The organism is Ottowia flava, assembly GCF_008017535.1.
Lineage (GTDB): Bacteria > Pseudomonadota > Gammaproteobacteria > Burkholderiales > Burkholderiaceae_C > Ottowia > Ottowia flava.
Genome location: NZ_VRUA01000021.1, coordinates 32,477 through 57,913, shown reverse-complemented (window position 1 = coordinate 57,913; position 25,437 = coordinate 32,477). Strand labels below are relative to the sequence as shown.

The following is a 25,437-nucleotide window of genomic DNA, read 5'->3' as shown; positions in this document are numbered from 1 at the left end:
GCTGAAGCAGCTGGTTTGGCTTGAGAACTCCATCTTGCTTCACCTCGGGTGAACAACCTCTTGGGAAACGACATTTAGGCCTATAATTGAGGGCTTTGCTGGCAAACGCCCTGCCGGCCACATACTAGTTAAGAGGCGGGGCAACCTTAGCGGCGCACGGCGTGGAGCCTGATCTACTTCACCCCCGCTGGCCGCACACCATTGAAACCGAATGACCACCATCCGTGTAAAAGAGAACGAGCCGTTTGACGTGGCGCTGCGCCGCTTCAAGCGCACCATCGAGAAGCTGGGCCTGCTGACCGAACTGCGTGCCCGCGAGTTCTACGAGAAGCCCACCGCCGAGCGCAAGCGCAAGAAGGCCGCCGCCGTCAAGCGCCACCACAAGCGCGTGCGCAGCATGCAACTGCCCAAGAAGCTCTACTGAGTTTTCTCGCCGCAGACGCCCTTCCATGCGTGGGGCGGCTCGCACCAAAGGCTCGCCGGGGACGCTCTGCGGGCCTTTCTTGTTTCTGCGACCCTCGCTTTTTCCCCTGAAGGACCTGCCATGAGCCTGAAAGACCAGATCACCGAAGACATGAAGACCGCCATGCGCGCCAAGGATTCCGAGCGCCTGGGCACCATCCGTCTGCTGCAGGCGGCCATGAAGCAAAAGGAAGTCGACGAGCGCATCGTGCTGGACGACGTGGCTGTTGTCACGATCCTCGACAAGCTGATCAAGCAACGCAAGGACAGCATCGCCGCCTTCACCCAGGCCAATCGCCAGGACCTGGCCGATAAGGAAGCGGCCGAAATCACGGTGCTCGAAGCCTACCTGCCCGCGCGCCTGTCGGCCGACGAAGTCGCTGCCGAAGTCAAGGCGCTGGTGGCCGAACTGGGCGCTGCCGGCCCCGGCGACATGGGCAAGGTGATGGGCGCCGCCAAGGCGCGCCTGGCTGGCAAGGCCGACATGGGCGCCGTGAGCGCCGCGGTCAAGGCGGCGTTGGCCGGCTGACGCAAGCGGCCAGCAGACGACCGCGGTGCGCTACTCAGGTCCGCTTGCACGCAACAAAAAAACGGCAGCCAGGGCTGCCGTTTTTCTGCGCCGAACGCGCTCAGTTGCCCGCCACCGTCATCCGGTTGACCAACACCGACCCCGTGGTCTTGCCGCCATAGGTGTACGCGTCGGCGCCCACGGCAGCGATGCCCTGGAACATGTCGCGCAGGTTGCCGGCGATGGTGATTTCCTGCACGGGGAAGGCGATGCGCCCGTTTTCAACCCAGAAGCCGCTCGCGCCGCGCGAATAGTCCCCGGTCACGTAGTTCACGCCCTGGCCCATCAGCTCGATCACGAACAGGCCGGTGCCCAGCTTTTGCAGCATGGCGTCGAGGTTGTCGCCCTCCTGCGTCTGGCGCGAACGCAGCACCAGGTTGTGCGATCCGCCGGCGTTGCCGGTCGTCTTCATGCCCAGCTTGCGCGCCGAATAGGTGCTGAGAAAGTAGCCTTCCACGCGCCCCCGGTCGACCACCTTGCGGCGCTGCACACGCACGCCCTCTTCGTCGAACGGCGACGAGCCTTTGCCGCCGCGCACGAAGGGGTCCTCGTCGACGCTGATGTGCTTGGGAAACACCGTCTTGCCCAGCGAATCGGCCAGAAAGGTCGTCTTGCGGTACAGCGCCCCGCCGCTCACCGCCTGCACGAAACCGCCCAGCAGCCCGGCGGCCAGCGGCGATTCAAACAGCACGGGGCATTCGCGCGTGCTGATCTTGCGGCTTTGCAGGCGGCTCAGAGCCCGCTCGGCGGCGTAGCGGCCCACCGCTTCCGGGCTGGCCAGGTCGCACGCGTTGCGCTCCGAGCTGTACCAGTAGTCGCGCTGCATATCCCGCCCCTTGCCCGCGATCGGCGCCACCGACAGGCTGTGGCGCGAGCTCGCGTAGCCGCCGCGAAAACCGTGCGTGTGCGCGCTGAAGAAATGGCTTTGCTGCGCCGACACACCCGCGCCTTCGCTGTTGGTGATGCGCTTGTTCACGCCAAAGGCTGCGGCCTCACAGGCCAGCGCCATCTCGGCTGCCTGCTCGCTGGTGATCGGCCAGGGGTGAAACAGGTCGAGGTCCGGCTGCTCGGCCGCAGTGGCGATGTCGCCCATATCCGGCAGGCCAGCCACCGGGTCTTCGGCGGTGAAGCGCGCGATGTCGTAGGCCGCCTGCACCGTGCGTTCGATCGCCGCGCGCGAGAAATCCGACGTGCTGGCGTTGCCGCGCCGTTGGCCCAGGTACACCGTGACGCCCAGCGACTTGTCGCGGTTGCGCTCCACCGTTTCCAGATCGCCCTTGCGCACGCTGACGCTCAGGCCCGAGCCCTCCGACGCCTCGGCGCCGGCGTCGGTCGCGCCCAGCTTCTTGGCATGGGCCAGCGCGGTATCGACCAAGTCTTCAAAAAAGCCGCGGGAATAAGAAAAGCCCGCCAGGGGCTTGGAGGTGTCTTGCATGGGGTGGATTTTTGCACACCGCTTGAGGGGCTGAGGTGTCGTCCGCCGACACCGTTTGCGCCGCTGCGCCCTTTGGGATAGCAACCATCTTTTTGTGCGCTGGCACTGGTGCTGCTTGCGCGGGCAGCTATGGAAGTTGTAATTGCTTTCGCTGTGCGCGGGTTTAATGCAGTTGCTCGTTTGAGGTGAGAGGCCGGGATGTGCGCCCGGCGGCGCACCTTCTTTTCTTGTCTCGCCAAGAAAAGAAGGCAAAAGAAGGCGACCCCACGTCTGCGACCCCTGCGCTACGCGCAGGGGCAAACCTGCGTCGCGCTCCTGTCGGGCTGGGCCGCAGAACTCACTTCGCGCTTGCTGCGCTCCGTTCAAACAGCCGCGGCCAGTCAGTTCACGAAGCGGCTGCATGCTGCGCTGCAGCCGCCACCCCGCCAGAACCGCGCCGCAGGCGCAGCCTCAAGGGGCGTTGAACAGCCACTCGGGCCATCGCTGCGCTCGGCTCCGGGGACCCAGGGCCGAGCGCAGCGATGGCCTGAATGGTTTCCCCACCCCTGTGGACGTGCCGAGAAGCGCAGAGCGGGCGGTGGGCGCGGGCACCGAAGGATGCCCGCGCTGCGTGCTCTGACTCGCTGCAGTTGTTTGAGCGGAGCGCCAACGGCGCGCAGCGAGTTCTGCAGCGCCACCGCCCGATCTAGCATCGCAGGTTGCCCCATCGCGACGCGATGGGGACACGGCCAGTGGGGCGCGCTTCTTTGGGTACTTTCTTGCCGCGCAGCAAGAAAGTACCTCGCCCGCCGGGGCGAATCCCGGCCTCACACCTCACTGTCTCCACAAGCGATTCCAAAACAAATCGACCTCCAGCCCTACAACCGCAAGTGCAACCAGCTCCCAATTCAGAAGCATCAGCATCGCACGAACGGACCACCAACGCACACCGAGAGCACATTGCGGCATGGGCCATCGCCACCCCACATCCGCTCGCACAACCCACCGCGCACGCCGGCAGCGTGAGCCTTCGGCCCGGCGGTGGCGTCCAACGCCACCTCTCCTCGCAATTCAAGGCAAAATCACCCTCCAGCGCGCTCCCATCCGGCGCGGCCAGCTATCAAATCCAAAGCATTGACGCGCGCCCTGGCGCGCGACCGCCCACACCATGTCCCGCAAACCCAAAAAAGGCTATTTCGTGCGCGGCCAGTTTGTCGCCGAAGGCAGCGAACTGGACGAAGAACTCAAACGCGAGATGCACGGCGATGGCCCCAGCAAGACCGACCTCAAGGCGCAGAGCACCGAGCTGCAGGCGCTGGGCGAAAAGCTGCTCACGCTGCGCAGTGATTTGCTCGCCCCACTCGATCTGCCCAGCAAGCTGATCGACGGTCTGCAGGAACTCAACCGCATCACCAACTTTGAAGGCAAGCGCCGGCAAAGCCAGTACGTTGGCAAGCTGATGCGCCAGCTGACCGAGGAGCAGGTCGACGCCATCCGCACCGCGCTGGACGAGCAACGCAAGGGCTCGGCCAAGGACACGCTGCGCCTGCACGCGGCCGAGAACTGGCGCGAACGCCTGATCGGTGAAGACGCGGCGGTGAACGCCTGGGTCAGCCAATTCCCTGACACCGACGTACAACAGCTGCGCGCCCTGGTGCGCCAGGCGCGCAAGGACGCGCCCGCGCCGGGCGACGCGCGCGTGGCCGAATCGCAAGGTCAGGCGCCGCGCCAAAGCCGCGCCTACCGCGAGCTGTTCCAGCTGGTGCGCGACGCGCTGGAGCGCGCCGAGTCTGCGGCCGAGACGCAGCCCGTGCAGCCCATCGACGCCGATGAGGCTGGCTACACCGACGACAGCCGCGCCGGATAAGCGCGGCCAGCGACCGAATCCATAGTTTTCCCAGCATGAGCGACACCTTCGACCCCATCACCATCGGCATCGTTTCCGTCAGCGACCGCGCCTCCAGCGGCACCTACGAAGACAAGGGCCTGCCCGCACTGCAGGACTGGCTAGGCCGCGCGCTGAAGAACCCCGTCACCTTCGAACCGCGCCTGATCCCCGACGATGAGGCCACCATCAGCCGCACGCTGATCGAGCTGGTGGACGCCGGTTGCGCCCTGGTGCTGACCACCGGTGGCACTGGCCCCGCGCCGCGCGACGTCACGCCCGAAGCCACGCTGGCCGTTGCCGACAAGGAGATGCCCGGCTTTGGCGAACAGATGCGCCAGATCAGCCTGGCCTTCGTACCCACCGCCATCCTCAGCCGCCAGGTCGCCGTCGTGCGCGGCCAGACGCTGATCATCAACCTGCCCGGCCAACCCAAGGCCATCGCCGAAACGCTGGAAGGCCTGAAGGCCGAAGACGGCACGCCCAAGGTCCACGGCATCTTCGCCGCCGTGCCTTACTGCGTCGATCTGATTGGTGGGCCTTACATCGAGACGCACGAAGCGGTGGTCAAGGCGTTTCGGCCGAAGAACGCGGTGCGGACGGCGCGCGGCTGATTGGCCGACGACCAGGGCGACAGCACTTGCTGGGCTGGCACAATAGTCCAGTCGAATTACAAATTAAAACAGGTGCTCGCCCTACGGCAGATTGCGCGGGCAGCTACCGCTTAGATAGCGTATGCCTCTTTACCGCTGCAACGCGTGGGGCTTCGTTTCGGAGGACGCGGTCACTCCGGGCCGCGCTTTAAAGGGGCGCGTCGCAGCTTCGCCGCAGCATGAGTAAGGCGTTGTAGCGGCCCCGCACTGCGCAGCCTACTCAGGCCAGTCGCTGCCGCGCTCACTGCGTTACCGCGCGCCGCGTTGCGGCCTTGAAAAACTCAGTCCGCTAAGCAAAAGCTGGACTGCTCGGTGACTGTGAGTTGCTTACCGATAACGCGCGGCTTGACGGGCACCGGACGTCCGTTTTCGGTGCGGACCACCAGCCGACAGCTGAAGTCCGCCTCTGAGACGATCATCTGCGCCACATAGCGCTGGTTGGCCTGCGGCGTAAAAGTGCCCGTCTGATTGCAGCCCAGGTTGCCCCGCTTGATCGCCCACGCGGTGAATGCCAGCGGCTGGCCCGCGACCACCTTGACAGGGCGCGGGAGGATGCGGTTGTCGTTGTTGGACGAGACCACCAGACGCCGACCGCTGCAGGTGCGGTAGTCGTCGTACAGATGCAAACCCACGGTGCCGTTTGGCAAGCCCGCAACGGCCAGTTGAGCGGTCGGGCCGGACGTAGGCTCAACCCAGTCGTTGCGCAACGCCGTGCAACCGACGAGCCCCAGCGCCGCCGCCATGACGAACGCAGGGCGGCGCAAGCTGAATGCAGATCTCATGCGCAATGTCTCCGATCCAATGCCAACCGAATTCCGCATACCTGATGTGCGCCTACTTGCCCACCAGCTCGTTCAGTTTGTCGGCCTCGAAACTCTCGGCCTTGGCCGCTTCCTTGGGTACGCAGTCCGGGTCCATCTGGCAGGCCAGGCGTTCGACCGCGTGCCACAGCATGGCGATCTGGTGGTCGTGCGTGGCGGTGCCGTCGATCAGGCCGCGCAGGGCCTGGCTGACGGGGTCGTCGCTTTGGGTGACGCCGTAGGCGGAAAAGCCCAGCTTGGCCGCGGTTTCCTCGCGCTTGGCGGCGTCGTCCGCGGCGATGATGCGGGCCGGGTTGCCGACGGCGGTGGCGCCCGGCGGAACGGGCTTGGTGACCACGGCGGAGGAGCCGATCTTGGCGCCGTCGCCCACGGTGAAGCCGCCCAGCACCTGGCTGCTGGCACCAACGACGACACCCTTGCCCAGCGTCGGGTGGCGCTTGCTGCCCTTGGTGAGCGAGGTGCCGCCCAGCGTGACGCCCTGGTAGATGGTGCAGTCGTCGCCGATCTCGGCCGTTTCGCCGATCACGACGCCCATCCCGTGGTCGATGAAGACGCGCTCACCGATTTTGGCGCCGGGGTGGATCTCGATGCCGGTAAAGAACCGGCCCCAGTGCGAGATCCAGCGCGCCAGCCAGAACCAGCCGGCGTTCCACAGCGGATGGGCGATGCGGTGCAGCACCAGCGCGTGAAAGCCGGGGTAGGAAAAGACGACGTCCCAGACGCTGCGCGCGGCGGGGTCCCGCTCGAGAATGGCGTGGGTGTAGGAGCGGATGCGCTGGAACATGGTGGGCAGCGAGTCTACCGCCGCAAGGCGGCAGGCGCAGCGACTTGCCGCAAGGGCCACATACCGAGCGGGGTCGGCCCAGACGGCCAAGGGCAGGCGGCGCGCACGAGACGCAGGGCGGCCTGATCGCCCGTCCCCGCACAGCCTCAGCGAGGCACCTGTCCGCGCGCAGGCGCTTCGGCTTCCGTCGCTGCCGCCTGCTGCATCGCCTTCGCGATCCCGCGCAGGATGTGAATCTCTTCCACCGTGGGCTGGGCGCGGTTGAACAGCTGCGTCAGGCGCGGCATGAGTTTTTTGGGCGCGGCCGGGTCCAGAAAGCCGATGTCGACCAGCGCCTGCTGCCAGTGCGCCAGCATGCCGGCTTGCTGGGCGGCGTCGGCCAGCGCGGGAGGGCTGGCGGCGGGCTGCACGCCAAAACCCCAGCCGCGCGCGCCCAGCGCCTGGCGCCAGTCGTAGGCGATCAGTTGCACGGCGGCGGCGAGGTTGAGCGAGCCGTAGGCCGGGTCGGTGGGGATGCTCAGCGCGACGTGGCAGCGGTAGACGTCGTCGTTGGCCATGCCGTAACGCTCGGGCCCGAACAGGAAGGCCACGCCTTGCGGCTGGGTCAGGTCCAGCCCATCGTTATGAGAAAAATCAGCCTCTGGCCCTACAGCCACCTGCGCGGACAGCTTCTTTTTTAATAGCATACCGAAGTGTTCGCGCGGTGCGCGCGTGGGCGGCCCGAAATCGCGCGGGGTCATGGCAGTGGCGCACAAATGGGTCATGCCGTCGAGCGCCTCGTCGAGTGTGGCGACGCTGCGCGCGCGTTGCAGGATGTCGGTGGCGCCGCTGGCGCGCTCCACCGCTTCGTCGCGCGTCAGCACATCGGGCCAACGTGGGCGCACCAGCACCAGATCGTCGAAGCCCATCACCTTCATGGCGCGGGCGACGGCGCCCACGTTGCCGGCGTGGCTGGTTTCGATCAAAACAAAGCGGGTGCGGGGTTGCAGCAAGGGGGCAGACGGCATCAGACGATTGTCGCCGCGCGGCTAACATGCGCGGTTCTGTTCACTTCTCGGCCCGTTTTGCCATGACCACCGCGACCATTCCCAACGTGACCCTTACCACCCAGGCCAACGTGTACTTCGACGGCAAATGCGTGTCGCACGGCTATACCCTGGCCGATGGCAGCAAGCAGAGCGTGGGGGTGATCCTGCCGGCGACGCTGACGTTCACCACGGGCGCGGCCGAGGTCATGGAAGGCGTGGGCGGCAGTTGCGAATACAAGCTGGCTGGCAGCGACCAGTGGCTGAAGTCGGGCACGGGCGAGAAGTTCAGCGTGCCGGGCAATTCGTCGTTCGACATCCGCGTGACGGACGCGCCGTACCACTACATCTGCAGCTACGCCTGAGCTATCAGAAAAGCCGAAGAAGCTTTCAAATTGATAGCTTGCTGCGCACTCCGCCATTGGGTTTCCTGCCGATATCGCCTGCCCTTTTCGATAGCCCAGCCATCCTTGGTCTGAGGCACCGGGTGAGCGCCTGAAGCAACGCACGGGCCAGAAACGCGCAGCGCCAATTGATCGTGAACGGGCCTCGCACGATCTTGATCGATTGCTTTCGCCACCCATTCATGGCTTGCGGCAATCGATCGCCGCCTACCGGCAGCATGCCGACTCCTGCTTGCAGGCCTGCTCGTGGCTGGGCTGCGGATGGCTACGCGGTGTTCGTCGAACGCTATCCCAAAGATAGCTGCGCGTGCTTGATGGCCAAGTCTATTGGCCGAAACGGCTTGAAAACTCAGCAGGTTGACACCGGGCGACATCCTACCTTTGCTCCCTAATTGATAGCTGTCATCGCAATATTGTCAAGGGTTGGCAGCCCATATATGAACCATCTCAGTCAGCCCGACTGGGACCGCAGTCGCCGTATTCGCGCCAAAGCCTTTGGTGCGGCGCAACCTGGCGCGACACGAACGCCGACCGCCGGTGATACGCTGGCCAAATGTCCGCACCCACCCCCTCAGACGCCAGCCTGATCGATTCGCGCACAGCAGCCTGGCGGCTGTTCGTCACCGTGCTGCTGGTCACGCTGGGCAACAGCGCGATGTACGTGGTGTCGGTGGTGCTGCCGGCGGTGCAGACCGAATTCGGCATCAGCCGCGCCTACGCATCGTTGCCCTACACCGCCATGATGGTGTGTCTGGGCCTGGGCGGCTTGTGGACCGGCAAGTGGGCCGACCGCTGGGGCATTGCGCGCGTGCTGTGGCTGGGCTCGGCCGCGGTGGCCGCGGGGTACATCCTGGCCGCGGCCAGCGGCAACGTGTGGCTGTTTGGCCTGGCGCACGGCCTGCTGGGCCTGCTGGGCGGCGCCGCCACCTTCGCACCGCTGATGGCCGACACCGGCCTGTGGTGGCAAAAGCGCCGCGGCATCGCCATGGCGGTGTGCGCCAGCGGCAACTACATCGCCGGCACCATCTGGCCGCCCCTGGCGCAATGGGGCATCACCCACTACGGCTGGCGCCCGACCTACGTCGCACTGGGCTTGGTGTGCGGCATCGGCATGGCGCTGCTGGCCTTTGCCATGCGCCGCCCGCCACCGGAACTTCAGATTGGCGGCGCACCCGGCGCCCCGGCCGCGCCACGTCCCACGCCCTGGCCGCCGGATCGTCCGTTTGGCCTCACGCCCGGCACCGCGCAAGCCCTGCTGTGCGTGGCCGGCGTGGCCTGCTGCGTGGCGATGTCGATGCCGCAGGTGCACATCGTCGCCTACTGCACCGACCTGGGTTTTGGCGCCGCGCGGGGGGCAGAAATGCTGTCGCTGATGCTGTTCAGCGGCATCATCAGCCGCCTGGTGTCGGGCTGGATCTGCGACCACATTGGCGGCATCCGCACGTTGCTGCTGGGCTCGGCCCTGCAGGGGCTGGCGCTGCTGATGTTCCTGCCAGCGAGCGGGATGATGTCGCTCTACGCGGTGTCGGCGATGTTCGGGTTGTTTCAGGGCGGCATCGTGCCGTCCTACGCGATCATCGTGCGCGAACACTTCCCCGCCCGTGAAGCCGGCGCGCGCACCGGCGCGCTGATCATGGCCACGCTGATCGGCATGGCGCTGGGCGGCTGGATGTCGGGCTGGGTGTTCGACGTCACAGGCAGCTACCGCGCGGCCTTCCTGAACGGCATCGGCTGGAACTTGCTGAACCTGGGCATCGTGGGTTGGCTGTACCTGCGCACGCGCGGGCGCAGCGTGCTGCGGGCGCATGCCGGTTGATCCAGCGAACGTGCATCGCTGAGGCTGCCACCGCCCCTCGACCCTGCCTGCGCGCGGAACCTCAGGCCACCGCTCGCCCAGGGCGCGGCGTCAACCGGGGGATCACCGCTGCCACCAGCCGGGCGCAGCGCTCGCCATCGAAGGCGAAGGCGTCGCCCAGCGCCATGTCGAAGTCCTGCGACAGCCCCTTGCGCAGGAGGTCGCGTGCGCGAAAAAAGCGGCTGCGCACCGTGGCTTCGGGAATCGCCAGCGCCGACGCGACCTCTTCCACACTCAGCTCCTGCACGCCGCGCAGCACAAACACCCACCGGAAGTCGTCGGGCAGCTGGTCGATGCGCGCTTCCATCAAGCGTCGAAGCTCGGTGCGCATGGTGATGCGATCAGGCTGCTTGTCGGCATCGTCCTGCAGCCAATTCAGGGGGTCCGTCTCTGTGGATGACATGACGGTGTCCAGCGGTATCACTTTCAACGCAGGGCGCCGCGCACGCGCCAGCGCTTCATTGGCCACGATGCGCACCAGCCAGGTCGACAGCCGTGCCTCCGCGCGAAAGCTGCCGATGGCGCGCCACGCGCGCAGGTAAGCTTGCTGGAGCGCGTCCTCGGCATCGGCATCGTTTCTGAGCACGGCACGCGCCGTGCGAAAAAGCAAGCGGTTGTGGCGCCGCATGATCGCTACGAAAGCGCCCTCATCCCCTTCAACAGCACGCTGCGCGAGTTCGGCATCGCTGATTTCACCAAGCGGATGATCGATGGTCTGAGCCAGTGCATGGGACATTGCGAACTCCTCTGTTGCGTCGATGGTCGCGCGATCCGTCGCGCTTTCGCAGCCCCTGCCTGCTTGACCCTTGTACGCGAAGGGCCGGAACGGGCGAACGGCCGCCTCCATCCAAATGCAGGAGACCACCTCGCGCGTCGATCCGCGGCGCCGCGGGCCCTGGCCTCCTACTACCGTTGCGAAGGAGTTTTTCATGTCATTCCTCTTGAGCCCTGACCCCCTGTCGGCACGTCGCCTGTTTCTCGGCCAGTCGGGCCTGGTGTTGTCTGGCGCGGCCGTCGCGCTGTTGGCCGGACGCCCGGCTCTGGCAGCGCGCTCGGGTGAGCACGATGCGGCCGATGCCCAAATCCTCAACACCGCACTCGGCGCCGAGCTTGAAGCTGTGGCGGCCTACCAGTTGGGTGCCGAAAGCAAGCTGCTGCAAAAGCCCGTGCTGGCGCTTGCCACCGAATTTCAGTCCCACCACAAGGCCCATGCCGACCTTCTGGCGCGCACCATCGAGAAGCTGGGCGGTCACCCCGTGGCGGCCAAAGCCAAATACAGCTTTCCGGTCGACCAACTGAAGTCGCAGGAAGACGTGCTGCGTTTTGCAGCGCGACTTGAGCAAGGCGCCGTCAGCGCGTACCTTGGCGCCGTGCCACTGTTCGGTCAGCGTGAACTGGCCAAGGCCGCCGCCAGCATTCTGGGCGACGAAGCCATGCACTGGGCCGTGCTGCGCCAGGCCGTGGGCGACGTTCCCGTGCCATCGGCGTTCGTGTCATGAGCACCGCCGACTGGGCTGTGTTGGGCGGCCTGATGGGTGTGAGCGCGTTCGCCTGCGCTGCCCCCGCCACCCTGCTTGGCGCGCAGATCTATGAGCGCTGCGTCGCCTGCCACGCGCTCGCGCAGGACCGGGTCGGCCCTCACCATTGCGGTCTGATGGGGCGCCGCGCAGGCAGTGTGCCCGGGTTCTCCTACACCACGGCCATGAAAGCGTCCGGTCTGACCTGGGACGTCAAGACGCTCGACCGCTTTCTCAGCCACCCCACCCAGGTCGTGCCAGGCACCTCGATGACTTACGACGGGGTCGCCGACCCGAAGGAACGCCAAGCCCTGATCGACTACCTCCAGCGCGCGAACGACACGCCCGAGTGCCGCGCGTTGGCGGCATCGGCTCGGCGTTGAGGAGGTGGCGTGTCGGCGTGGTTGAAGTACGGTGGGTTGCCTCTAGAGCCAGCCCGTGACCAGCGCAAGCACCACCAGCGCGCCGACACACCACGCCGCGCGCACGGCTTTCTGGCGGTACTGAAAGGCCTCGGCCTCCATGCCTTCCATCCGGCCGACCACCACCGCGCGAATCACGGCCATGACGAAGACCAGAATGGCGCCGACCAGCAGCACCGCGATAACGGTGGAAAAGCGCACGGCGCGCTACCTGCTTTGGCTCGATGACATGTGGCTATGCTAGGGCGACGCGCACCGCAGTGCCTTGACGCGTGTCAGTTTTCGGGACGCTGCGCGGCCGCAGACGGCTTCCCAGGTCGCGCGCCGCGCCCCGTGACGGCTCGGTCAGCATCTGCATGCCAAGGCCTTTCACGGTATAATTTTGGGTCCACCGTGGCTTGCTCGTTGCCATGCGTGGTGTAGGACGGGTTGGCCAGATCGCATCGGCGCCCGGGCTTCGACATCGGCCAATCGGTCGCATTGGTCTTCCTCGACGAGTCCCGCCCCACCCGCGCTACCTCTTTTCTCGCGGGCCATCCCCGCCCGGTTTTCGTTCACCGCTGTGGCGCTGCCGCAACCGCTTTGCGCCGCCTCACAACGTCCGGCAACCGGTTTTCCCGTTCAGCCCCTCGTTCGCTCGCCGCCGCATGTGCCATGGCGGCCGGCCGGTCAGCAGCGCCGCCCAAGCCGCACGCCGCAGGCGATACCTGCTGCGGTCGCGGGCCAACTGCCGAGCGACGGGCCTGCCGCACAGACGCCATGGCCACTCGGGCATGAACGACCACCCACGACACTCAAGGAGTTGATTTCAGATGGGCAAAGAAGAATTGATTGAAATGCAGGGCCAGGTTGAAGAAGTCCTGCCCGATTCGCGTTTTCGCGTCGTGCTGGACAACGGTCACAGCCTGATCTGCTATTCGGGCGGCAAGATGCGCAAGCACCGCATCCGCGTGCTGGCCGGCGACCGCGTGTCGCTGGAAATGTCGCCGTACGATCTCAACAAGGGGCGGATCACCTTCCGCCACTTGGCCACCCGCGGCCCTGGCCCCGGTGGCCCCCGTGCCCGCTAAACCCGCGCAGCTTGCGCACCCCTGAAGCCGTGCAGGTGCACGGCATCGTCTCCCTAGAAAGAAAAGCATGAACAACAAACTCTACGTCGGCAACCTGTCCTATTCGGTGCGCGACGAACAACTGCAGGACGCCTTCTCCGCGTTTGGCCAAGTCAACTCGGCCAAAGTGCTGATGGACCGCGATTCGGGCCGCTCGAAGGGCTTCGGCTTCGTCGAGATGGGTTCTGACGCAGAAGCCCAGGCCGCCATCGACGGCCTGAATGGCCGCGACCTGGACGGCCGCGCGCTGACCGTGAACGTGGCGCGCCCGATGGAGCCGCGCTCGGGCGGCTACGGCGGCGGCCGCCGCTGATCCTGGTCGGGGCTGATCCGGCCCCGATGCTTCTCACGGCTCGCCCCGTCCTGGGCCGGTCGTAGCGTCGTCGGCTGGCGCCCGCCAGCCCTCGGCGTTTGGCGCTGCCACGGCCCCGATCACTGGCGGCCCGTGCCCCCGACGTCCACACCCAACTCGATCCGCACGCGCTCCAGCGCCGCGCGCTCTGCCGCGCCCGGCGCAGCGTGCGTTCGCCAGTACTGAAGGCACAGCTGCAGCGCGTCGGACCAGCGCCCGGCCAGCAGGTCAGCGCCCGCCGCATCGGCCAGCCCCGTGGGCATCCGCTTGATCAGCGGCAGCATCACCGCCTCCGCCTGCCGGCCCGGGTCGTCTTCGTCACCAGGCTTGAAGCGCGCCACGAAGCCGCACCGGGACAAGGCCACGACGCAGTCTCGCGCGGTCTGGTCGTCGGGCAAGGCCAGGGTGGGCCGACCGCCGGCCAGCGCTTCGTGCAGCGCCGCCCAGGCAGCGTCTTCGCTCACCGCGGCAGCGGCCTCCATCACCGCCAAGGCGCGCGGTTTGTCGCGCACGCGGCGCAGCCGAAATATCTCAATGTGACGCACAGGCGTGCTTTGCTACATCTTCAATAGCTGGCCACGCAAGTAGCACTAGCGCCAGCGGCCTTAAACGACCACAGGCTCAGGCTCCAGACGGATGCCAAAGCGCTCGTACACGCTGGTCTGGATGGCCTTGGCCAGGGTCATCACTTCACCGCCGGTCGCCGGGTTGTCCAGGCCGCCGCGGTTGACCAGCACCAGCGCCTGCTTGTCGTACACAGCCGCATTGCCCACGCTCTTGCCCTTCCAGCCGCAGGCGTCGATCAGCCAGCCGGCCGCCAACTTCACGCTGCCGTCGGGCATGGGGTAGTGCACCACCTTCGGGTCGCGCCCGATGATGTCCTGGCACTGCTCGGGCGTGACGGTGGGGTTCTTGAAGAAGCTGCCGGCGTTGCCGATGACGGCCGGGTCGGGCAGCTTGGCGCGACGGATCTCGACGATCCAGTCGAAGATCTGCTGAGCGCTGGGCGTGTGGATGCCGGTCTCGGCCATCTTGCGCTCCAGGTCCAGGTAGCCCAGCACCGGCTGCCACGCCTTGGGCAACGCAAAGCGCACGCGCAGGATAAGCGCACGCCCAGCCAGGCCAAAGTCGTCGTCGGTCGCGGCGATGTGCTTGAACACCGAATCGCGGTAGCCAAAGCCGCACTGCGCGGCGTTCAGCGTGAACAGCTCGCCGGTGTGCAAGTCGACCGCGTCCAGCTCATGAAAGCGGTCCTGCAGCTCAACCCCGTACGCGCCGATGTTCTGCACCGGCCCGGCGCCCACGGTGCCGGGAATCAATGCCAGGTTCTCCAGTCCCGGCAGGCCTTGCGCCAGCGTCCAGGCGACGAAGTCGTGCCAGACCTCGCCCGCGCCCGATTCGACGAGCGTGTGGCGGGCATCTTCACCCACCACGCGGCGGCCAGTCACCTCCACCTTCAGCACGGTGGCCTTGACGTCGCCGGTCAGCACGATGTTGCTGCCGCCACCCAGCACGAAGCGCGGCTGCAGCGCCAGTTCGGCGTCGGCCAGCACGGCGCGCACGTCGTCTTCGCCGCGCACCCGCACCAGCGAGGCGGCGCGCGCGGCGATGCCAAAGCTGTTGAGCGGCTGCAGGGGCACGTTGCGTTCCACGATCATGGGAGAATTGTCGCACCGCACCATCGCGCGCCCAGCAGCGCACCGCAAGCAACCCGCCCATGGCCATCGAGATTTCCAAGCCAGACCGCCAGCAAGCCATCGAATCGCTGATGCGCTACACCGCCGAACACTTGGACGAGCGCCTGGGCAACGTAGCCGCGGGCGCCCTGCTCGGCTTCTTTCTGGAAGAGATCGGCCCGCTGATCTACAACCAGGCGGTGGCCGACGTGCAGGAGCGCCTGTTGGCGCGGGTGCAGGAAGTGGACCTGGAAGTCCACGAAGACGCTTTTCAATACTGGCGTAAATTCGATCGGCCGCGCCGCTGAGCGCACCACCCGGCGAACACACGCCCTGGCAGCCACAAGGAGAGGACACATGCCTTCTTTCGACACAGTTTGCGACCCCGACATGGTGGAAGTGAAGAACGCCGTGGAAAACTCGGCCAAGGAGATCGGCACGCGCTTTGACTTCAAAGGCACGAGCGCGGCGATCGAGCTGAAAGACAAGGAAATCACCCTGCTGGGTGACGCCGACTTTCAGCTGCAGCAGGTCGAGGACATCCTGCGGGGCAAGCTGACCAAGCGCAACGTCGACGTGCGCTTTCTGGACAAGGGCACGGTGCAGAAGATCGGCGGCGACAAGGTCAAGCAGGTCATCAAGGTCAAGAGCGGCATCGCCACCGAAGACAGCAAGAAGATCCAGAAGCTGATCAAGGACAGCAAGCTGAAGGTGCAGGCCTCGATCCAGGGCGACGCCGTGCGCGTCACCGGCGCCAAGCGCGACGACCTGCAGGCCGCCATGGCGCTGCTGCGCAAGGACATGACGGAGCTGCCGCTGTCGTTTGATAACTTCAGGGACTAGAAGAATCCCCCTGAGTCGCGCTGCGCGCGCCATCCCCCTAAGGGGGACGCGCCTGGTGGCCCGGGGGGACCCCGGGCACGGGCGCCTCGGCTGCTCGGCACCCCCGCACAGATCAGCTTTTGCACGGACCATGCGCCCTTCTCTTCCGAAGCGAACAGCGCTTTTCGCCGCCGTTGGCCTGCTGGCCACCCTCGCTGCAACAGCCCAAACCGTCGCCCTGCAAGGCATGCTTGGCAACAAGGCCTTGCTGATCGTTGGCGGCGGCGCGCCGCGCGCGGTGGCGCCGGGCGAGACGCACCAGGGCGTGAAGGTGCTGTCCACATCGGGCGACCAGGCCGTCGTCCAGGTAGACGGGCAGCGCGTCACGCTGCGGGTGGGCGAATCGCCCGCCAGCGTGGGCGGTGCCATGCGCACCGGCGGTGACCGGGTGGCGCTGACCGCCGACGCGCGCGGGCACTTCGTGACCGCCGGCACCATCGAAGGCAAGCCGGTGCAGTTCATGGTGGACACCGGCGCCACCGTGGTCGCCATCGGCCAGGGCGAGGCCGACCGCATGCGGCTGGACTACAAGAATGGCCGTCCGGTGCGCATGGCCACGGCCAACGGCAGCACGCAGGGCTGGATGGTCAAGCTGCGCGACCTGCGCATCGGTGACGTGACCGTGTACGACGTGGACGCCGTCATCACGCCCGCCGCCATGCCCGCTGTCTTGCTGGGCAACAGCGTCCTCAACCGCTTCAACATGCGGCGCGACGGCGACCAGATGATGCTGGTCAAGCGCTGAGGACAAGTTTCTATAAAAATCGGACTCTGGCCCGCACCCAGTATGCGCAGGCAGCTATCTTATCAATAGCAAAATATTGCCTGTCGCGCGCTCAGCGCTGCGCCGCCGTCACCACGATTTCGATCTTCCAGTCCGGGTTAGCCAGCGCGGCTTCCACGGTCGCGCGCGGCGGGGCGTTGCCGGGGGCGACCCAGGCGTCCCACACCTCGTTCATCACGCCGATGTCGGCGATGTCGGCCAGGTAGATCTGGGTGCGCAGGATGCGGCTTTTGTCCGACCCGGCTTCGGCCAGCAGGCGGTCAACTTGTGCCAGCACGTCGGCGGTCTGCGCGCGAATGTCGCTGGCGCCCGATTCGGGCACCATGCCGGCCAGGTAGACCACGCCGTTAAACACAGCCGTTTCGGACAGGCGGGCGCCGACGTGAAAGCGCTGAATGTTGCGGTCAGTCATGGCTTTTTCTTGCTTCCCAGTTTGGATTCGGTACCCGCGAGCAGCCGGCGGATGTTTTCGCGGTGGCGCCAGATCAGCAGCACGCTCATGGCCGCGATCGCCAAGGCGATGGCGCCCGACGCGGGCCAGGCCACACCGTTGCCCAGCAGGTAGTAGGCGGGGGCGAACAGCGCCGCGATGATCGAGGCGAGCGACACGTAGCGGAAGAAGACGACGATGATCGCAAAGGTCGCCACCGTGGCCAAGGCCAGCCACGGCTGGAAGGCCAGCAACACCCCAACGGCTGTGGCCACGCCCTTGCCGCCCTGGAAGCGGAAGAACACCGGGTACAGGTGGCCCAGGAACGCCGCAAAGCCCGCCAGCGCCTGCGTGCCTTCGCCCAAGCCATACGGCTCGCCCAACCACTTGACCAGCATGACAGGCAGCCAGCCCTTGAAGGCGTCCAGCACCAGGGTGGCGATGGCCGCCTTCTTTGACCCAGAACGCAGCACGTTGGTCGCGCCGGGGTTGCCGCTGCCGTAGCTGCGCGGGTCCGACAAGCCCATGGCGCGGCTGACGATGACGGCAAAGCTGAGCGAGCCCAGCAGGTAGGCCGCCACGGTGGCCAGAGCGGAATAGAGGGAAAAGGTCACGCAGTCTCCAGACAATCGGCGGCCCGAGCGCGCGGGAAACGACCGCGCACTCGAGACTGGCCGATTCTGCCAGCACGGTCCAGAAATCCGCTGCGTGGCAGTTGCGGTAGCACCGCTCTGTGACGTCGATAACCCCGATCGTGTCGCGCGCAGCCAAAAACCGTTCGTGCGCCCAAAGCGGGTTGCTCCTATATCAGGAGCTATCTCCGCTTTCCTGGATTGCTCCAAACCCGAATTGGACCATCTGAACGACGTAGAGGGCGCTCAAAGCTCGATTGCGCACTGCACCGGCTTGGCCCCGAGCACGTCCACACACACCTGCGGGTCGATGCCGATCAGGTAGCCGCGGCGGCCGCCGTTGATGGCGATGCGGGGCAGCTCCAAGATGGTCTGCTCGATGTAGACCTGCATGTCGCGCCGCGTGCCGAAGGGCGACGTGCCGCCCACCAGAAAGCCGCTGTGGCGGTTGGCAACCTCGGGTTGGCAAGGTTCGACCGATTTGGCGCCGATCTGGCGCGCCAGGTTCTTGGTGCTGACCTTGCGGTTGCCATGCATCAGCACGATCAGCGGCTTGGCGTCCTGGTCCTGCATGACCAGGGTCTTGACCACGGTGAACGGGTCAAAGCCCAGCACCTCGGCGCTGTGCTCGGCGCCGCCGTGTTCCAGGTATTCGTACGGGTGTTCGGTGAAGGCCACGCCGCGCGCGCGCAGCAGCGCCGTGGCCGGCGTTTCGCTGACGTGGGCGCTTTTGGACTTGGCCATGGTCCGCCGGACGACCGCGCCTCAGGCCGCGGCGTCGCCGGCCGCGTTGGCGGCGTCCAGTTCCTCGTCGCGCGTCTTCACAGAGGCGCGCACGTCCAGCAGGATCGAGGTCAGCTCCAAGTTGCCCTTGCGACCCGCGATCTCGGCCATGGTGACCAAATCGCGGCCGAAGCGCTCACGCTGCTCCTGCGTCAGGATCTGGGTCAAGCACAGCGTGACGACGGTCATGGCGTCCACCACGGCGTTGAGCGAGGCGGCGTTCAGGGGGAGTTCGGTATGGCGGGCGGGCATGGCGGGCGGCGAAGGATGAAAGGCGGGCGGCAGTATCGCACCGCCGCCCCGATAGACCTCAACCGAAATTGTTTCACGCGCGCCGGCCCAGTGCAGCCGTGCCAAGCGAGTTCAGGCGGCCGGATCGCGCATTTCTTGGCGAATTGCGTCACAGGCAGCGAGCAGCTCGGGCGACCAGTCCACGCTCCAGGCGTCCAGATCCTCGTCCAGCTGCGCCAGCGTGGTCACGCCGATGATGGTGCTGGCCACCCGCCAACTGCGGTAACAGAAGGCCAGCGCCAGCTGTGTGGGCGTCAGGCCGTGCGCCCGCGCGAGTTCGTTGTAGCGGCGCGCCGCGACCAGCGCGGCTTCGCGGCCCCAACGCTGGCTTTTCATGCGGTCGAACAGGCTCATGCGGCCGCGCGGCGCGTTGTCGGCGTGGATGCCGGTGGCGTCGTACTTGCCGGTCAGCGTGCCAAAGGCCAGCGGTGAATACGCCAGCAGACCGACGTTCAGGCGGTGGCAGGTTTCGTCCAGCCCGTTGTCGTACGCGCGGCTGGTCAGGCAGTACGGGTTCTGCGTGCTGACGATGCGCGGCAGGCCGTGCTCTTCGGCCAGGCGCACGAATTCGTGCACGCCGTACGGCGTTTCGTTGGACAGGCCAATGTGGCGCACCTTGCCAGCCTGCACCAGCGCAGCCAGTGCCTCCAGCTGCTCGCGGATCGGCGTGGCCGATTTTTCCTGCGCCGGGTCGTAGTAGATGCTGCCGAAGGACGGCACGTGGCGCTCGGGCCAGTGGATCTGGTAGAGGTCGATCACGTCGGTCTGCAGGCGCTTCAAGCTGGCGTCGCACGACGCGCGGATATCCGCCGCCGTCATGCCCTGCCCGTCGCGCACCCAGGGCATGCCACGCGAGGGGCCGGCGACCTTGGTGGCCAGCACGATGCGCTGGCGCATGCCGGGCCGCGCGGCCAGCCAGTGGCCGATGATGGTTTCGGTCGCGCCGTACGTGCGGGCGCTGGGCGGCACGGGGTACATCTCGGCCGTGTCGATGAAGGTCACGCCGCGCTCGACGGCGCGGTCCAGGATGGCGTGGGCATCGGCCTGCGCCACCTGTTCGCCAAAGGTCATGGTGCCCAGGCAGATGGGCGTGACACGCAGGTCACTCTGCCCCAGAGGAATCGTTTGCATCGGATCAGACAACCGGAAATGCGCCGCCCGAGGGCGAGCAGGTAAACCCGGCAGTGTACGCGCCGGCCCCGCCGACGACGGCGCTATGCGCCTGAGCCCGCCCCAGGCTGGCGCAAGCCCAGCAGGTTGCCGAACGGGTCGAGTATCTGCACCAGCCGCTCGCCCGAGAACACGGTCTTCGGCCCCCGGTGCGCCACGGCGCCGCGCGCCACGCAAAGCGCGGTGGCTGCATCCACGTCGGCCACGTCGAAATACGGCACCGTCCCGGTCGCGGGAGCCCCGCGGGCGTCGTACTCGTCCTCGGCATGCAGGGTCAGGCGCGTCGCGGCCAGCTGCCAAACGGCCAACTGCGGCATCGCCCGCTCGGCCGGCAGGCCCAACAGCGCCTCGTACCACGCGACGGCCGCGTCCAGATCGGGCACAAAGAAAAAGACGTTGCCGACTGGGCCCAATGTCAATGTGTTCATGGAAGCGTTCCTGCAATCCGTTCCTGCTGGGTTTCGAACGGCCTAGCCGAGCTCATGCCTTGAGTGTGGCAGCACGTTCCTCTTCCTGAATCCGCAGCACACGCCGCTGCACCTTGCCCGTCGTCGTCATCGGCAGCTGGTCGATGAATTCGATTTCTTTGGGGTATTCGTAGGGCGCCAACTGGCCTTTGACGTGGGCTTGCAGCTCGGCCACCAATTCTTGGTCAAATTCGGCTCTGGCCTTAGAAAAATCTGCGCGGGCAGCTATGAATTCGGGAGTCAGCACGACGTAGGCCTTGACCAGCGCGCCGCGCTCGGCGTCGGGTTTGGGCACCACGGCGCAGTTGGCCACCGCCGGGTGTTTGACCAGGCAGTTTTCGATCTCGCCGGGGCCGATGCGGTAGCCCGCGGCCTTGAAGACGTCGTCCGCCCTGCCCTGGTACCAGAGGTAGCCGTCGGCGTCGCGCAGCGCCATGTCGCCGGTGCGCCACCAGTCGCCCAGGTACTTGGCGCGCGTCGCGGCGTCGTTCTGCCAGTACCCCAAAAAGAAGATCGGGTCGGCGTCGCCATGCACGTCGGTGCGTCGCACCGCCACATCGCCGGGCACGCCGATGGCGCAGGGTTGGCCTTCGTCGTCGATCACTTCAATAAGATGGCCGAGGTAGCCGCGGCCCATGCTGCCGGGCTTGGCGGGCCAGCCGAGTGCCCTGCCCCGCGCGGGCAAGCCGCCGCCGGGCCGCCCCAAGGCGGCTTGGGCCCCCTCGGGGGGCAGCGCAGACACGTCAGTGCGGAGCGTGGGGGCCACATTCAGTGCACAGTTGCCGACGATGTAGTTCACCTCGGTCTGGCCAAACATTTCGTTGACCACCACGCCCAGCTCGTCCCGCGCGTAGGCGAACACGGCATCGCCCACCGCCTCGCCCGCGCTCATCAGCGTGTCCAGGTGCAGCGTGTAGCGCTCGCGCGGGTGCGGCACGGCTTTCATCATGGCCTTGAGCGCGGTGGGGAACAGAAAGCTGTGCGTAACGCGGTGCGCCTGCAGGATGTCGAAAGCGGTGTCGGGGCTGAAGCGGCCGTTGAAGGCGACGATGGTCTGGCCGAAGTACAGCGTGGGCATCAGCGCGTCCCACAGGCCGCCGGTCCAGGCCCAGTCGGCCGGGCTCCAGAACACGCTGGGCACGCGCGCCGCCGGTTGCCGCCCGTTCCAAGCGCCGCTGGCCAGCGCGTTGACGTCAGCGATATCAAAACCAAAACCATTCTGGCTGCACAAGAAGCCCGGCAGGTTGCCAATCAGCGCACGGTGCGGCACCAGCGCGCCCTTGGGCTGGCCGGTGGTGCCGCTGGTGTAGATCAGCACGGCTGGGTCGTCGGCCGCCGTGTCCACGCAGGCGAAGGGCGTGGCCGGCGCGGCGGCCAGCAGCGCGTCCCAGGCGTGGTCGGCGCTGCCCGCGCCCAGCGCAACGACGTAGCGCAGCGCCGGGCAATCGGCGCGCACCGATTGCAGGTCGGCCAGCGAGGCCGCGTCGCACAGCGCCAGGCAAGCGCCCGAATCCTGCAGGCGGAACGCCAGCGCCTCCGGCCCGAACAGCTGCGACAGTGGCATCGCGACCGCGCCCAGCTGGAATACCGCCATGTAGGCCACCGCCGTCTCTGTTCGCTGCGGCATGACGATGGCCACGCGGTCGCCGCGCTGCACGCCCAATTGGCTCAGCGCGTGCGACAGGCGGTCGGCCTGCGCCGCCAGATCGGCGTAGCTGAAGGCCTCGGGCGGCCTGTCCGCGCGGTGCGTGACGATGGCGGTGCGCGCGGCCGTGTCTGGCGACGCGGCCCAGCGCCGGCAGCAGGCCTGGGCGATGTTGAAGCGCGCCGGCACCTGCCAGCGGAAGGCCGCGTGCATGGCGGCGTAGTGGTCGTCGGGCAGCGCGGCGGCGCTGTCGCCGGCGGGTCGCTGGGGCATGGGGGTCTCCTGAATAATCGGCGCGATGAATGCTTCTTCTGCCGCACCTTACCAGCCCCGCCGCGCCTCGCGCAGCGAGTTTCTGCCCATCCGCCACCAGCGCTACCACGTGCGCCTGTGGGGCGACGCCGCGTCCACGCTGCCGCCGCTGGTGATGGTGCACGGCTGGATGGACGTGGCCGCGTCCTACCAGTTCACCGTCGACGCGCTGTCGCCCGGCTTCTTTGACGGCCGCCTGGTCATTGCGCCGGACTGGCGCGGCTTTGGCGAAACCACCGGCGCGCCGGTCGACCACTTCATGTTCCCCGACTACCTGGGCGATCTGGAATGGCTGCTGGACCATTACGCGCCCGGCCGCCTGGTCGACCTGATCGGCCACAGCATGGGTGGCAACATCGTGATGATGTACGCCGGCGCCCGGCCCGAACGCATCCGCCGCCTGGTCAACCTGGAAGGCTTTGGCATGCCCGCCACGCGGCCCGACCAGGCGCCCAAGCGCTACGCCAAATGGCTGGACGAATTGCAGGCGCTGCACCGCGGCGACAGCGCGCTGAAAACCTACGACAGCCTGGACGGCGTGGCCGCGCGCCTGATGAAGACCAACCGCCGCCTGCCCGCGGACAAGGCGCAGTGGCTGGCCAGCCAGTGGGCGGCCGAGCGCCTGCAGGCCGACGGCAGCCAGCGCTGGGAAATCCTGGGCGAGGCCGCGCACCGCGTCATCAACGCGCAGCTGTTTCGCGTGGACGAAATCGAGGCGCTGTACGCCGCCATCACCGCGCCGGTGCTGATGGTTGAAGCCAGCGACGACAGCCTGGCCGGCTGGTGGGGCGATCGCTTCACCCTGCCCGAATTCCACGAACGCCTGCGCGCCGTGCGCAGCCTGCGCCGCGAGGTGCTGGCCGACACTGGCCACATGCTGCACCACGACCAGCCGCAGGCGCTGGCGGCGTTGATTGAGGGCTTTCTGACCGCGCCGGACGCGCCGCATGAAGCGGGCTCGGCGCGGCAGGGTTGAGGCAGCTGATCTGGAAATTTCAAGCCTTTTCGGCCTCTTGCCCTACAACCACCTACGCGACCAGCTACATAAATAGAAGCAAAAAAGCACCCCGCCGCAGGGCTGGGGTGCTTCACGCGCGCCTTACCCGCCTGCGCTTCGCGCGTTTCAGCGCGCGCGGCGCCGGCGCATGCCCAGCCCACCCAACAGCGCCGCAAGCGCGACCAGCATCCAGCCGCTGTTGACCGGCACCGCAACGACCGGCGGCCCGGCGGTGACGGCAAACTGGCCGGTGATCGGCGCCACGGGCGGGTTGCTGCCGGGCATGCTGGCCTGCACCGTTACAGGGCCTACCGGCAAGTTGGCCGGGCCGGTCAGTGTCCACACGCCGTTGACCATTTGTGCTTGCAGGGTCACCACCTGCGCGCCGGCCGTCAGCACGACCTGCACCGGGCCCGACACCGGCGGCACGCTGGTGCCCGACAGTTGCGGCGCCACGCCTTGGGCGACGTTGGCGATGGGGTTCAGTCGCAAGACGGTCGCGGCGGGGGCCGCGGCCTTGTAGACGATCTGCACACGGGACGCGCTGTACTGCACTTCGGGCGTGACGGTGGGGAAATTGTCCGTGAACGTGACCGTCGCAAACTGGCCGATGATGCCCGTCCCGCTGACCACGGTGAAGGTCTGCCCCACCCCGGGCGCACCGCCCAGGCTGGTCACCGTCAGGTTGCCACCGGCCAGGTTGGCGCCGTTCACCGCCAGCAGGTCAGCCGTGCCCGGGCCGGGGTCGATCTCGGCCGCGTAGGTGGCGCCAGCCAGCGTGGTGGCGCCGGTGACCGTGAGCGTGCCAACCGAATTGCCCGGTGCCACCGTGCCGGGGCCGCCGACCAGCGCGGCCACTTGGCCGTTGCCGGTCAGCGCGCCGCCCGCCAGGGTCAGCGCGCCCAGTTGGGCGCCGTTCAGGTTCAGCCGGCCTTCCACCAGCTTCCAGCCCGCCGTGGCCGCGTCCGCCTGCGCGCCGGTCACGGTCCAGCGGCCCGGGCCGGTTTTCTCGTACGCGTCAAAGCCCTCATAGGCGGGCGCCGTCAGCGTGGGCAGGGCCATGTTGCCGTCATCGCCCGCCGCGCTGCCCAGGGCCAGCACGTCGTCGCCGTCGCCGCGCACGATGCCGGTGAAGCTGAAGCCGGGGTGCAATTCCAGGCGGTTGGTACCCTGGCCGAACCAGATGGCGTACGGATTGGCGGGGCCAAACGACCCCACCCCAGGAACGAACCCCCCATCGCCCCGCGCTATCTGGCCCTTGTTGACGATATTCAGGTTGTCGCCCGTGATGCCCGCACCGGATTGGCCGCCGCCGGGATCGTTCAAAGTGCTGCCTGTGGCTCCGCCCGCGCCGTTGCCGCCTGCACCCGCGCCGTTGACAAAGGTCAACGCAACCGCTGGGGCCCTGCCACCCAAAATGCTGGCGCCGGCTTGATTGACGATGGTGGCGCCGCTGGCCACCACGCCGGCGCCACTCCCACCAATCCCGGGGAGAGTAAGCGGTCGATATGAGGCACCGACGCCGCCGGTGATCGTGCCGGAATTGGTGACCGCGCCCGAAGCCACCAGGCCTGCACCGCCGCCCCCTCCTCCTCCGAAAAAGCCCCCGACGTCCCCCCCGAGCCCACCGTCGCCGCCCCTCAGTGCGCCACGGTTGACAAGGCTCGCGCCGGCGTTGAGGACCAACCCGTCACCACCACCACCGCCACCACCGCTGCCCGTCACGCCAGAGGCTACCGGGCCGCCGACTCCGATGCCCCCGGTTTGCCCAGCGACAGCGGCGCCGGCCGCGTTCTCGTAGGCCGAACTCACCACCAGACCAGGGTTACCGCCGCTGCCACCCAAGGCGCCGCTTCTGCCCAAGCCGCCCGCGCCACCCCTGCCCGTGGCCATGTCACCCGCAGTGCCAGGATTACCTCCGCCACCGACGCCGCCGCCGTTGCCGCCATTACCACCTGCCACCGCCGGCAGCGCCAACGCCGCCCCGCACAAGGTCAAGACCGCCCAACGGATGGGCAGACCGGCCGCGTGGCCACCTGGCTTGCGCATGGGAGGGCGCGCAGCCGCTGCGATGCGCCGCTGCTGAGGGAATGGATG

Annotated in this window: 29 protein-coding genes and 1 pseudogene; 14 read left to right on the top strand and 16 right to left on the bottom strand. The window is 67.3% G+C overall.

Annotated elements, in window-relative coordinates; genetic code table 11:
• The first annotated feature begins 211 nt into the window (after positions 1-211).
• Positions 212-424: a 30S ribosomal protein S21 gene (rpsU, locus tag FVQ98_RS16805; RefSeq protein ID WP_106702960.1), complete on the top strand. Its 213-nt coding sequence runs from the start codon at positions 212-214 to the stop codon at positions 422-424.
• A gap of 120 nt (positions 425-544) precedes the next feature.
• On the top strand, positions 545-991 hold the full coding sequence (locus tag FVQ98_RS16800) for a GatB/YqeY domain-containing protein (protein ID WP_147914609.1): 447 nt from the start codon (positions 545-547) through the stop codon (positions 989-991).
• A gap of 100 nt (positions 992-1,091) precedes the next feature.
• On the opposite strand, the gene pmbA is transcribed toward FVQ98_RS16800, so the two are convergent.
• Complete coding sequence (gene pmbA / locus FVQ98_RS16795) at positions 1,092-2,465, bottom strand: metalloprotease PmbA (RefSeq protein ID WP_147914608.1); 1,374 nt, start codon at positions 2,463-2,465, stop codon at positions 1,092-1,094.
• A gap of 1,147 nt (positions 2,466-3,612) precedes the next feature.
• Here pmbA and yjgA point away from each other — a divergent pair.
• The gene (gene yjgA / locus FVQ98_RS16790; RefSeq protein ID WP_147914607.1) at positions 3,613-4,311 is read left to right on the top strand and encodes a ribosome biogenesis factor YjgA; all 699 of its coding nucleotides are present in this window, start codon (positions 3,613-3,615) and stop codon (positions 4,309-4,311) included.
• A gap of 35 nt (positions 4,312-4,346) precedes the next feature.
• A complete protein-coding gene (gene mog / locus FVQ98_RS16785) occupies positions 4,347-4,943 on the top strand; it encodes a molybdopterin adenylyltransferase (RefSeq protein WP_147914606.1) in 597 nt (198 codons plus the stop codon).
• 320 nt (positions 4,944-5,263) lie between these two features.
• On the opposite strand, the gene FVQ98_RS16780 is transcribed toward mog, so the two are convergent.
• From FVQ98_RS16780 to FVQ98_RS16770, 3 genes are all read right to left on the bottom strand, one after another.
• Complete coding sequence (locus tag FVQ98_RS16780; protein ID WP_147914605.1) at positions 5,264-5,764, bottom strand: hypothetical protein; 501 nt, start codon at positions 5,762-5,764, stop codon at positions 5,264-5,266.
• A 52-nt stretch (positions 5,765-5,816) separates the two neighbouring features.
• On the bottom strand, positions 5,817-6,587 hold the full coding sequence (gene cysE / locus FVQ98_RS16775) for a serine O-acetyltransferase (RefSeq protein WP_147914604.1): 771 nt from the start codon (positions 6,585-6,587) through the stop codon (positions 5,817-5,819).
• A 146-nt stretch (positions 6,588-6,733) separates the two neighbouring features.
• Positions 6,734-7,594 carry an RNA methyltransferase gene (locus tag FVQ98_RS16770; protein WP_147914603.1) on the bottom strand — a complete coding sequence of 287 codons (861 nt, stop codon included), beginning with the start codon at positions 7,592-7,594 and terminating at the stop codon, positions 6,734-6,736.
• Between the two features lie 62 nt (positions 7,595-7,656).
• On the opposite strand from FVQ98_RS16770, the gene ppnP reads away from it, so the two are divergent.
• Positions 7,657-7,977 carry a pyrimidine/purine nucleoside phosphorylase gene (ppnP, locus tag FVQ98_RS16765; protein ID WP_147914602.1) on the top strand — a complete coding sequence of 107 codons (321 nt, stop codon included), beginning with the start codon at positions 7,657-7,659 and terminating at the stop codon, positions 7,975-7,977.
• A 592-nt stretch (positions 7,978-8,569) separates the two neighbouring features.
• Positions 8,570-9,832, top strand: coding sequence for an MFS transporter (locus FVQ98_RS16760; protein WP_147914601.1), 1,263 nt, complete (start codon positions 8,570-8,572; stop codon positions 9,830-9,832).
• Positions 9,833-9,893: 61 nt separating this feature from the next.
• On the opposite strand, the gene FVQ98_RS16755 is transcribed toward FVQ98_RS16760, so the two are convergent.
• A complete protein-coding gene (locus FVQ98_RS16755; RefSeq protein WP_147914614.1) occupies positions 9,894-10,607 on the bottom strand; it encodes an RNA polymerase sigma factor in 714 nt (237 codons plus the stop codon).
• Positions 10,608-10,800: 193 nt separating this feature from the next.
• Between FVQ98_RS16755 and FVQ98_RS16750 the strand changes: the two genes are divergently transcribed.
• Together FVQ98_RS16750 and FVQ98_RS16745 are read left to right on the top strand one after the other, a co-directional pair.
• Positions 10,801-11,370: a ferritin-like domain-containing protein gene (locus tag FVQ98_RS16750; RefSeq protein WP_147914600.1), complete on the top strand. Its 570-nt coding sequence runs from the start codon at positions 10,801-10,803 to the stop codon at positions 11,368-11,370.
• Positions 11,367-11,771, top strand: a complete 405-nt coding sequence (locus FVQ98_RS16745) for a c-type cytochrome (RefSeq protein WP_147914599.1) — start codon at positions 11,367-11,369, stop codon at positions 11,769-11,771. Before FVQ98_RS16750 ends, FVQ98_RS16745 begins: the two co-directional genes overlap by 4 nt.
• A 42-nt stretch (positions 11,772-11,813) precedes the next feature.
• On the opposite strand, the gene FVQ98_RS16740 is transcribed toward FVQ98_RS16745, so the two are convergent.
• Positions 11,814-12,011 (bottom strand): hypothetical protein, encoded by a 198-nt coding sequence (locus FVQ98_RS16740; RefSeq protein WP_147914598.1) that lies wholly within the window; start codon positions 12,009-12,011, stop codon positions 11,814-11,816.
• Between the two features lie 611 nt (positions 12,012-12,622).
• Between FVQ98_RS16740 and infA the strand changes: the two genes are divergently transcribed.
• Both infA and FVQ98_RS16730 read left to right on the top strand, forming a co-directional pair.
• Positions 12,623-12,880: a translation initiation factor IF-1 gene (gene infA / locus FVQ98_RS16735; RefSeq protein ID WP_147914597.1), complete on the top strand. Its 258-nt coding sequence runs from the start codon at positions 12,623-12,625 to the stop codon at positions 12,878-12,880.
• Between the two features lie 67 nt (positions 12,881-12,947).
• Positions 12,948-13,223, top strand: a pseudogene (locus FVQ98_RS16730) (RNA recognition motif domain-containing protein); the annotation flags it as partial.
• A gap of 128 nt (positions 13,224-13,351) precedes the next feature.
• Here FVQ98_RS16730 and FVQ98_RS16725 read toward each other — a convergent pair.
• Together FVQ98_RS16725 and murB are read right to left on the bottom strand one after the other, a co-directional pair.
• Entirely contained in the window at positions 13,352-13,783 is a 432-nt protein-coding gene (locus FVQ98_RS16725) for a hypothetical protein (RefSeq protein ID WP_147914595.1), read from the bottom strand.
• Between the two features lie 93 nt (positions 13,784-13,876).
• Complete coding sequence (gene murB / locus FVQ98_RS16720) at positions 13,877-14,929, bottom strand: UDP-N-acetylmuramate dehydrogenase (RefSeq protein ID WP_147914594.1); 1,053 nt, start codon at positions 14,927-14,929, stop codon at positions 13,877-13,879.
• A gap of 59 nt (positions 14,930-14,988) precedes the next feature.
• Here murB and FVQ98_RS16715 point away from each other — a divergent pair, with 59 nt between their 5' ends.
• From FVQ98_RS16715 to FVQ98_RS16705, 3 genes are all read left to right on the top strand, one after another.
• Positions 14,989-15,255 carry a DUF2164 domain-containing protein gene (locus FVQ98_RS16715; RefSeq protein WP_147914593.1) on the top strand — a complete coding sequence of 89 codons (267 nt, stop codon included), beginning with the start codon at positions 14,989-14,991 and terminating at the stop codon, positions 15,253-15,255.
• A gap of 49 nt (positions 15,256-15,304) precedes the next feature.
• Positions 15,305-15,790, top strand: coding sequence for a YajQ family cyclic di-GMP-binding protein (locus FVQ98_RS16710; protein WP_147914592.1), 486 nt, complete (start codon positions 15,305-15,307; stop codon positions 15,788-15,790).
• A 130-nt stretch (positions 15,791-15,920) separates the two neighbouring features.
• Entirely contained in the window at positions 15,921-16,574 is a 654-nt protein-coding gene (locus FVQ98_RS16705) for a retropepsin-like aspartic protease family protein (protein ID WP_255507833.1), read from the top strand.
• A gap of 91 nt (positions 16,575-16,665) precedes the next feature.
• On the opposite strand, the gene FVQ98_RS16700 is transcribed toward FVQ98_RS16705, so the two are convergent.
• The 7 genes from FVQ98_RS16700 to FVQ98_RS16670 all read right to left on the bottom strand — a co-directional run bounded on the left by FVQ98_RS16700 (position 16,666) and on the right by FVQ98_RS16670 (position 22,304).
• A complete protein-coding gene (locus FVQ98_RS16700) occupies positions 16,666-17,025 on the bottom strand; it encodes a RidA family protein (protein WP_147914590.1) in 360 nt (119 codons plus the stop codon).
• Positions 17,022-17,657, bottom strand: coding sequence for a glycerol-3-phosphate 1-O-acyltransferase PlsY (gene plsY / locus FVQ98_RS16695; RefSeq protein WP_147914589.1), 636 nt, complete (start codon positions 17,655-17,657; stop codon positions 17,022-17,024). Before plsY ends, FVQ98_RS16700 begins: the two co-directional genes overlap by 4 nt.
• Positions 17,658-17,921: 264 nt before the next feature.
• The gene (locus FVQ98_RS16690; protein ID WP_147914588.1) at positions 17,922-18,419 is read right to left on the bottom strand and encodes an aminoacyl-tRNA deacylase; all 498 of its coding nucleotides are present in this window, start codon (positions 18,417-18,419) and stop codon (positions 17,922-17,924) included.
• 21 nt (positions 18,420-18,440) lie between these two features.
• The gene (locus FVQ98_RS16685) at positions 18,441-18,710 is read right to left on the bottom strand and encodes a hypothetical protein (RefSeq protein ID WP_147914587.1); all 270 of its coding nucleotides are present in this window, start codon (positions 18,708-18,710) and stop codon (positions 18,441-18,443) included.
• A 111-nt stretch (positions 18,711-18,821) separates the two neighbouring features.
• Positions 18,822-19,880 (bottom strand): aldo/keto reductase, encoded by a 1,059-nt coding sequence (locus FVQ98_RS16680; protein WP_147914586.1) that lies wholly within the window; start codon positions 19,878-19,880, stop codon positions 18,822-18,824.
• An 83-nt stretch (positions 19,881-19,963) separates the two neighbouring features.
• The gene (locus FVQ98_RS16675; protein ID WP_147914585.1) at positions 19,964-20,347 is read right to left on the bottom strand and encodes a VOC family protein; all 384 of its coding nucleotides are present in this window, start codon (positions 20,345-20,347) and stop codon (positions 19,964-19,966) included.
• Between the two features lie 52 nt (positions 20,348-20,399).
• A complete protein-coding gene (locus tag FVQ98_RS16670) occupies positions 20,400-22,304 on the bottom strand; it encodes an acyl-CoA synthetase (protein WP_255507832.1) in 1,905 nt (634 codons plus the stop codon).
• 25 nt (positions 22,305-22,329) lie between these two features.
• On the opposite strand from FVQ98_RS16670, the gene FVQ98_RS16665 reads away from it, so the two are divergent.
• On the top strand, positions 22,330-23,319 hold the full coding sequence (locus FVQ98_RS16665) for an alpha/beta fold hydrolase (protein WP_147914584.1): 990 nt from the start codon (positions 22,330-22,332) through the stop codon (positions 23,317-23,319).
• 147 nt (positions 23,320-23,466) lie between these two features.
• On the opposite strand, the gene FVQ98_RS16660 is transcribed toward FVQ98_RS16665, so the two are convergent.
• Positions 23,467-25,389 carry a hypothetical protein gene (locus FVQ98_RS16660; RefSeq protein ID WP_187265771.1) on the bottom strand — a complete coding sequence of 641 codons (1,923 nt, stop codon included), beginning with the start codon at positions 25,387-25,389 and terminating at the stop codon, positions 23,467-23,469.
• Between the last annotated feature and the right edge of the window lie 48 nt (positions 25,390-25,437).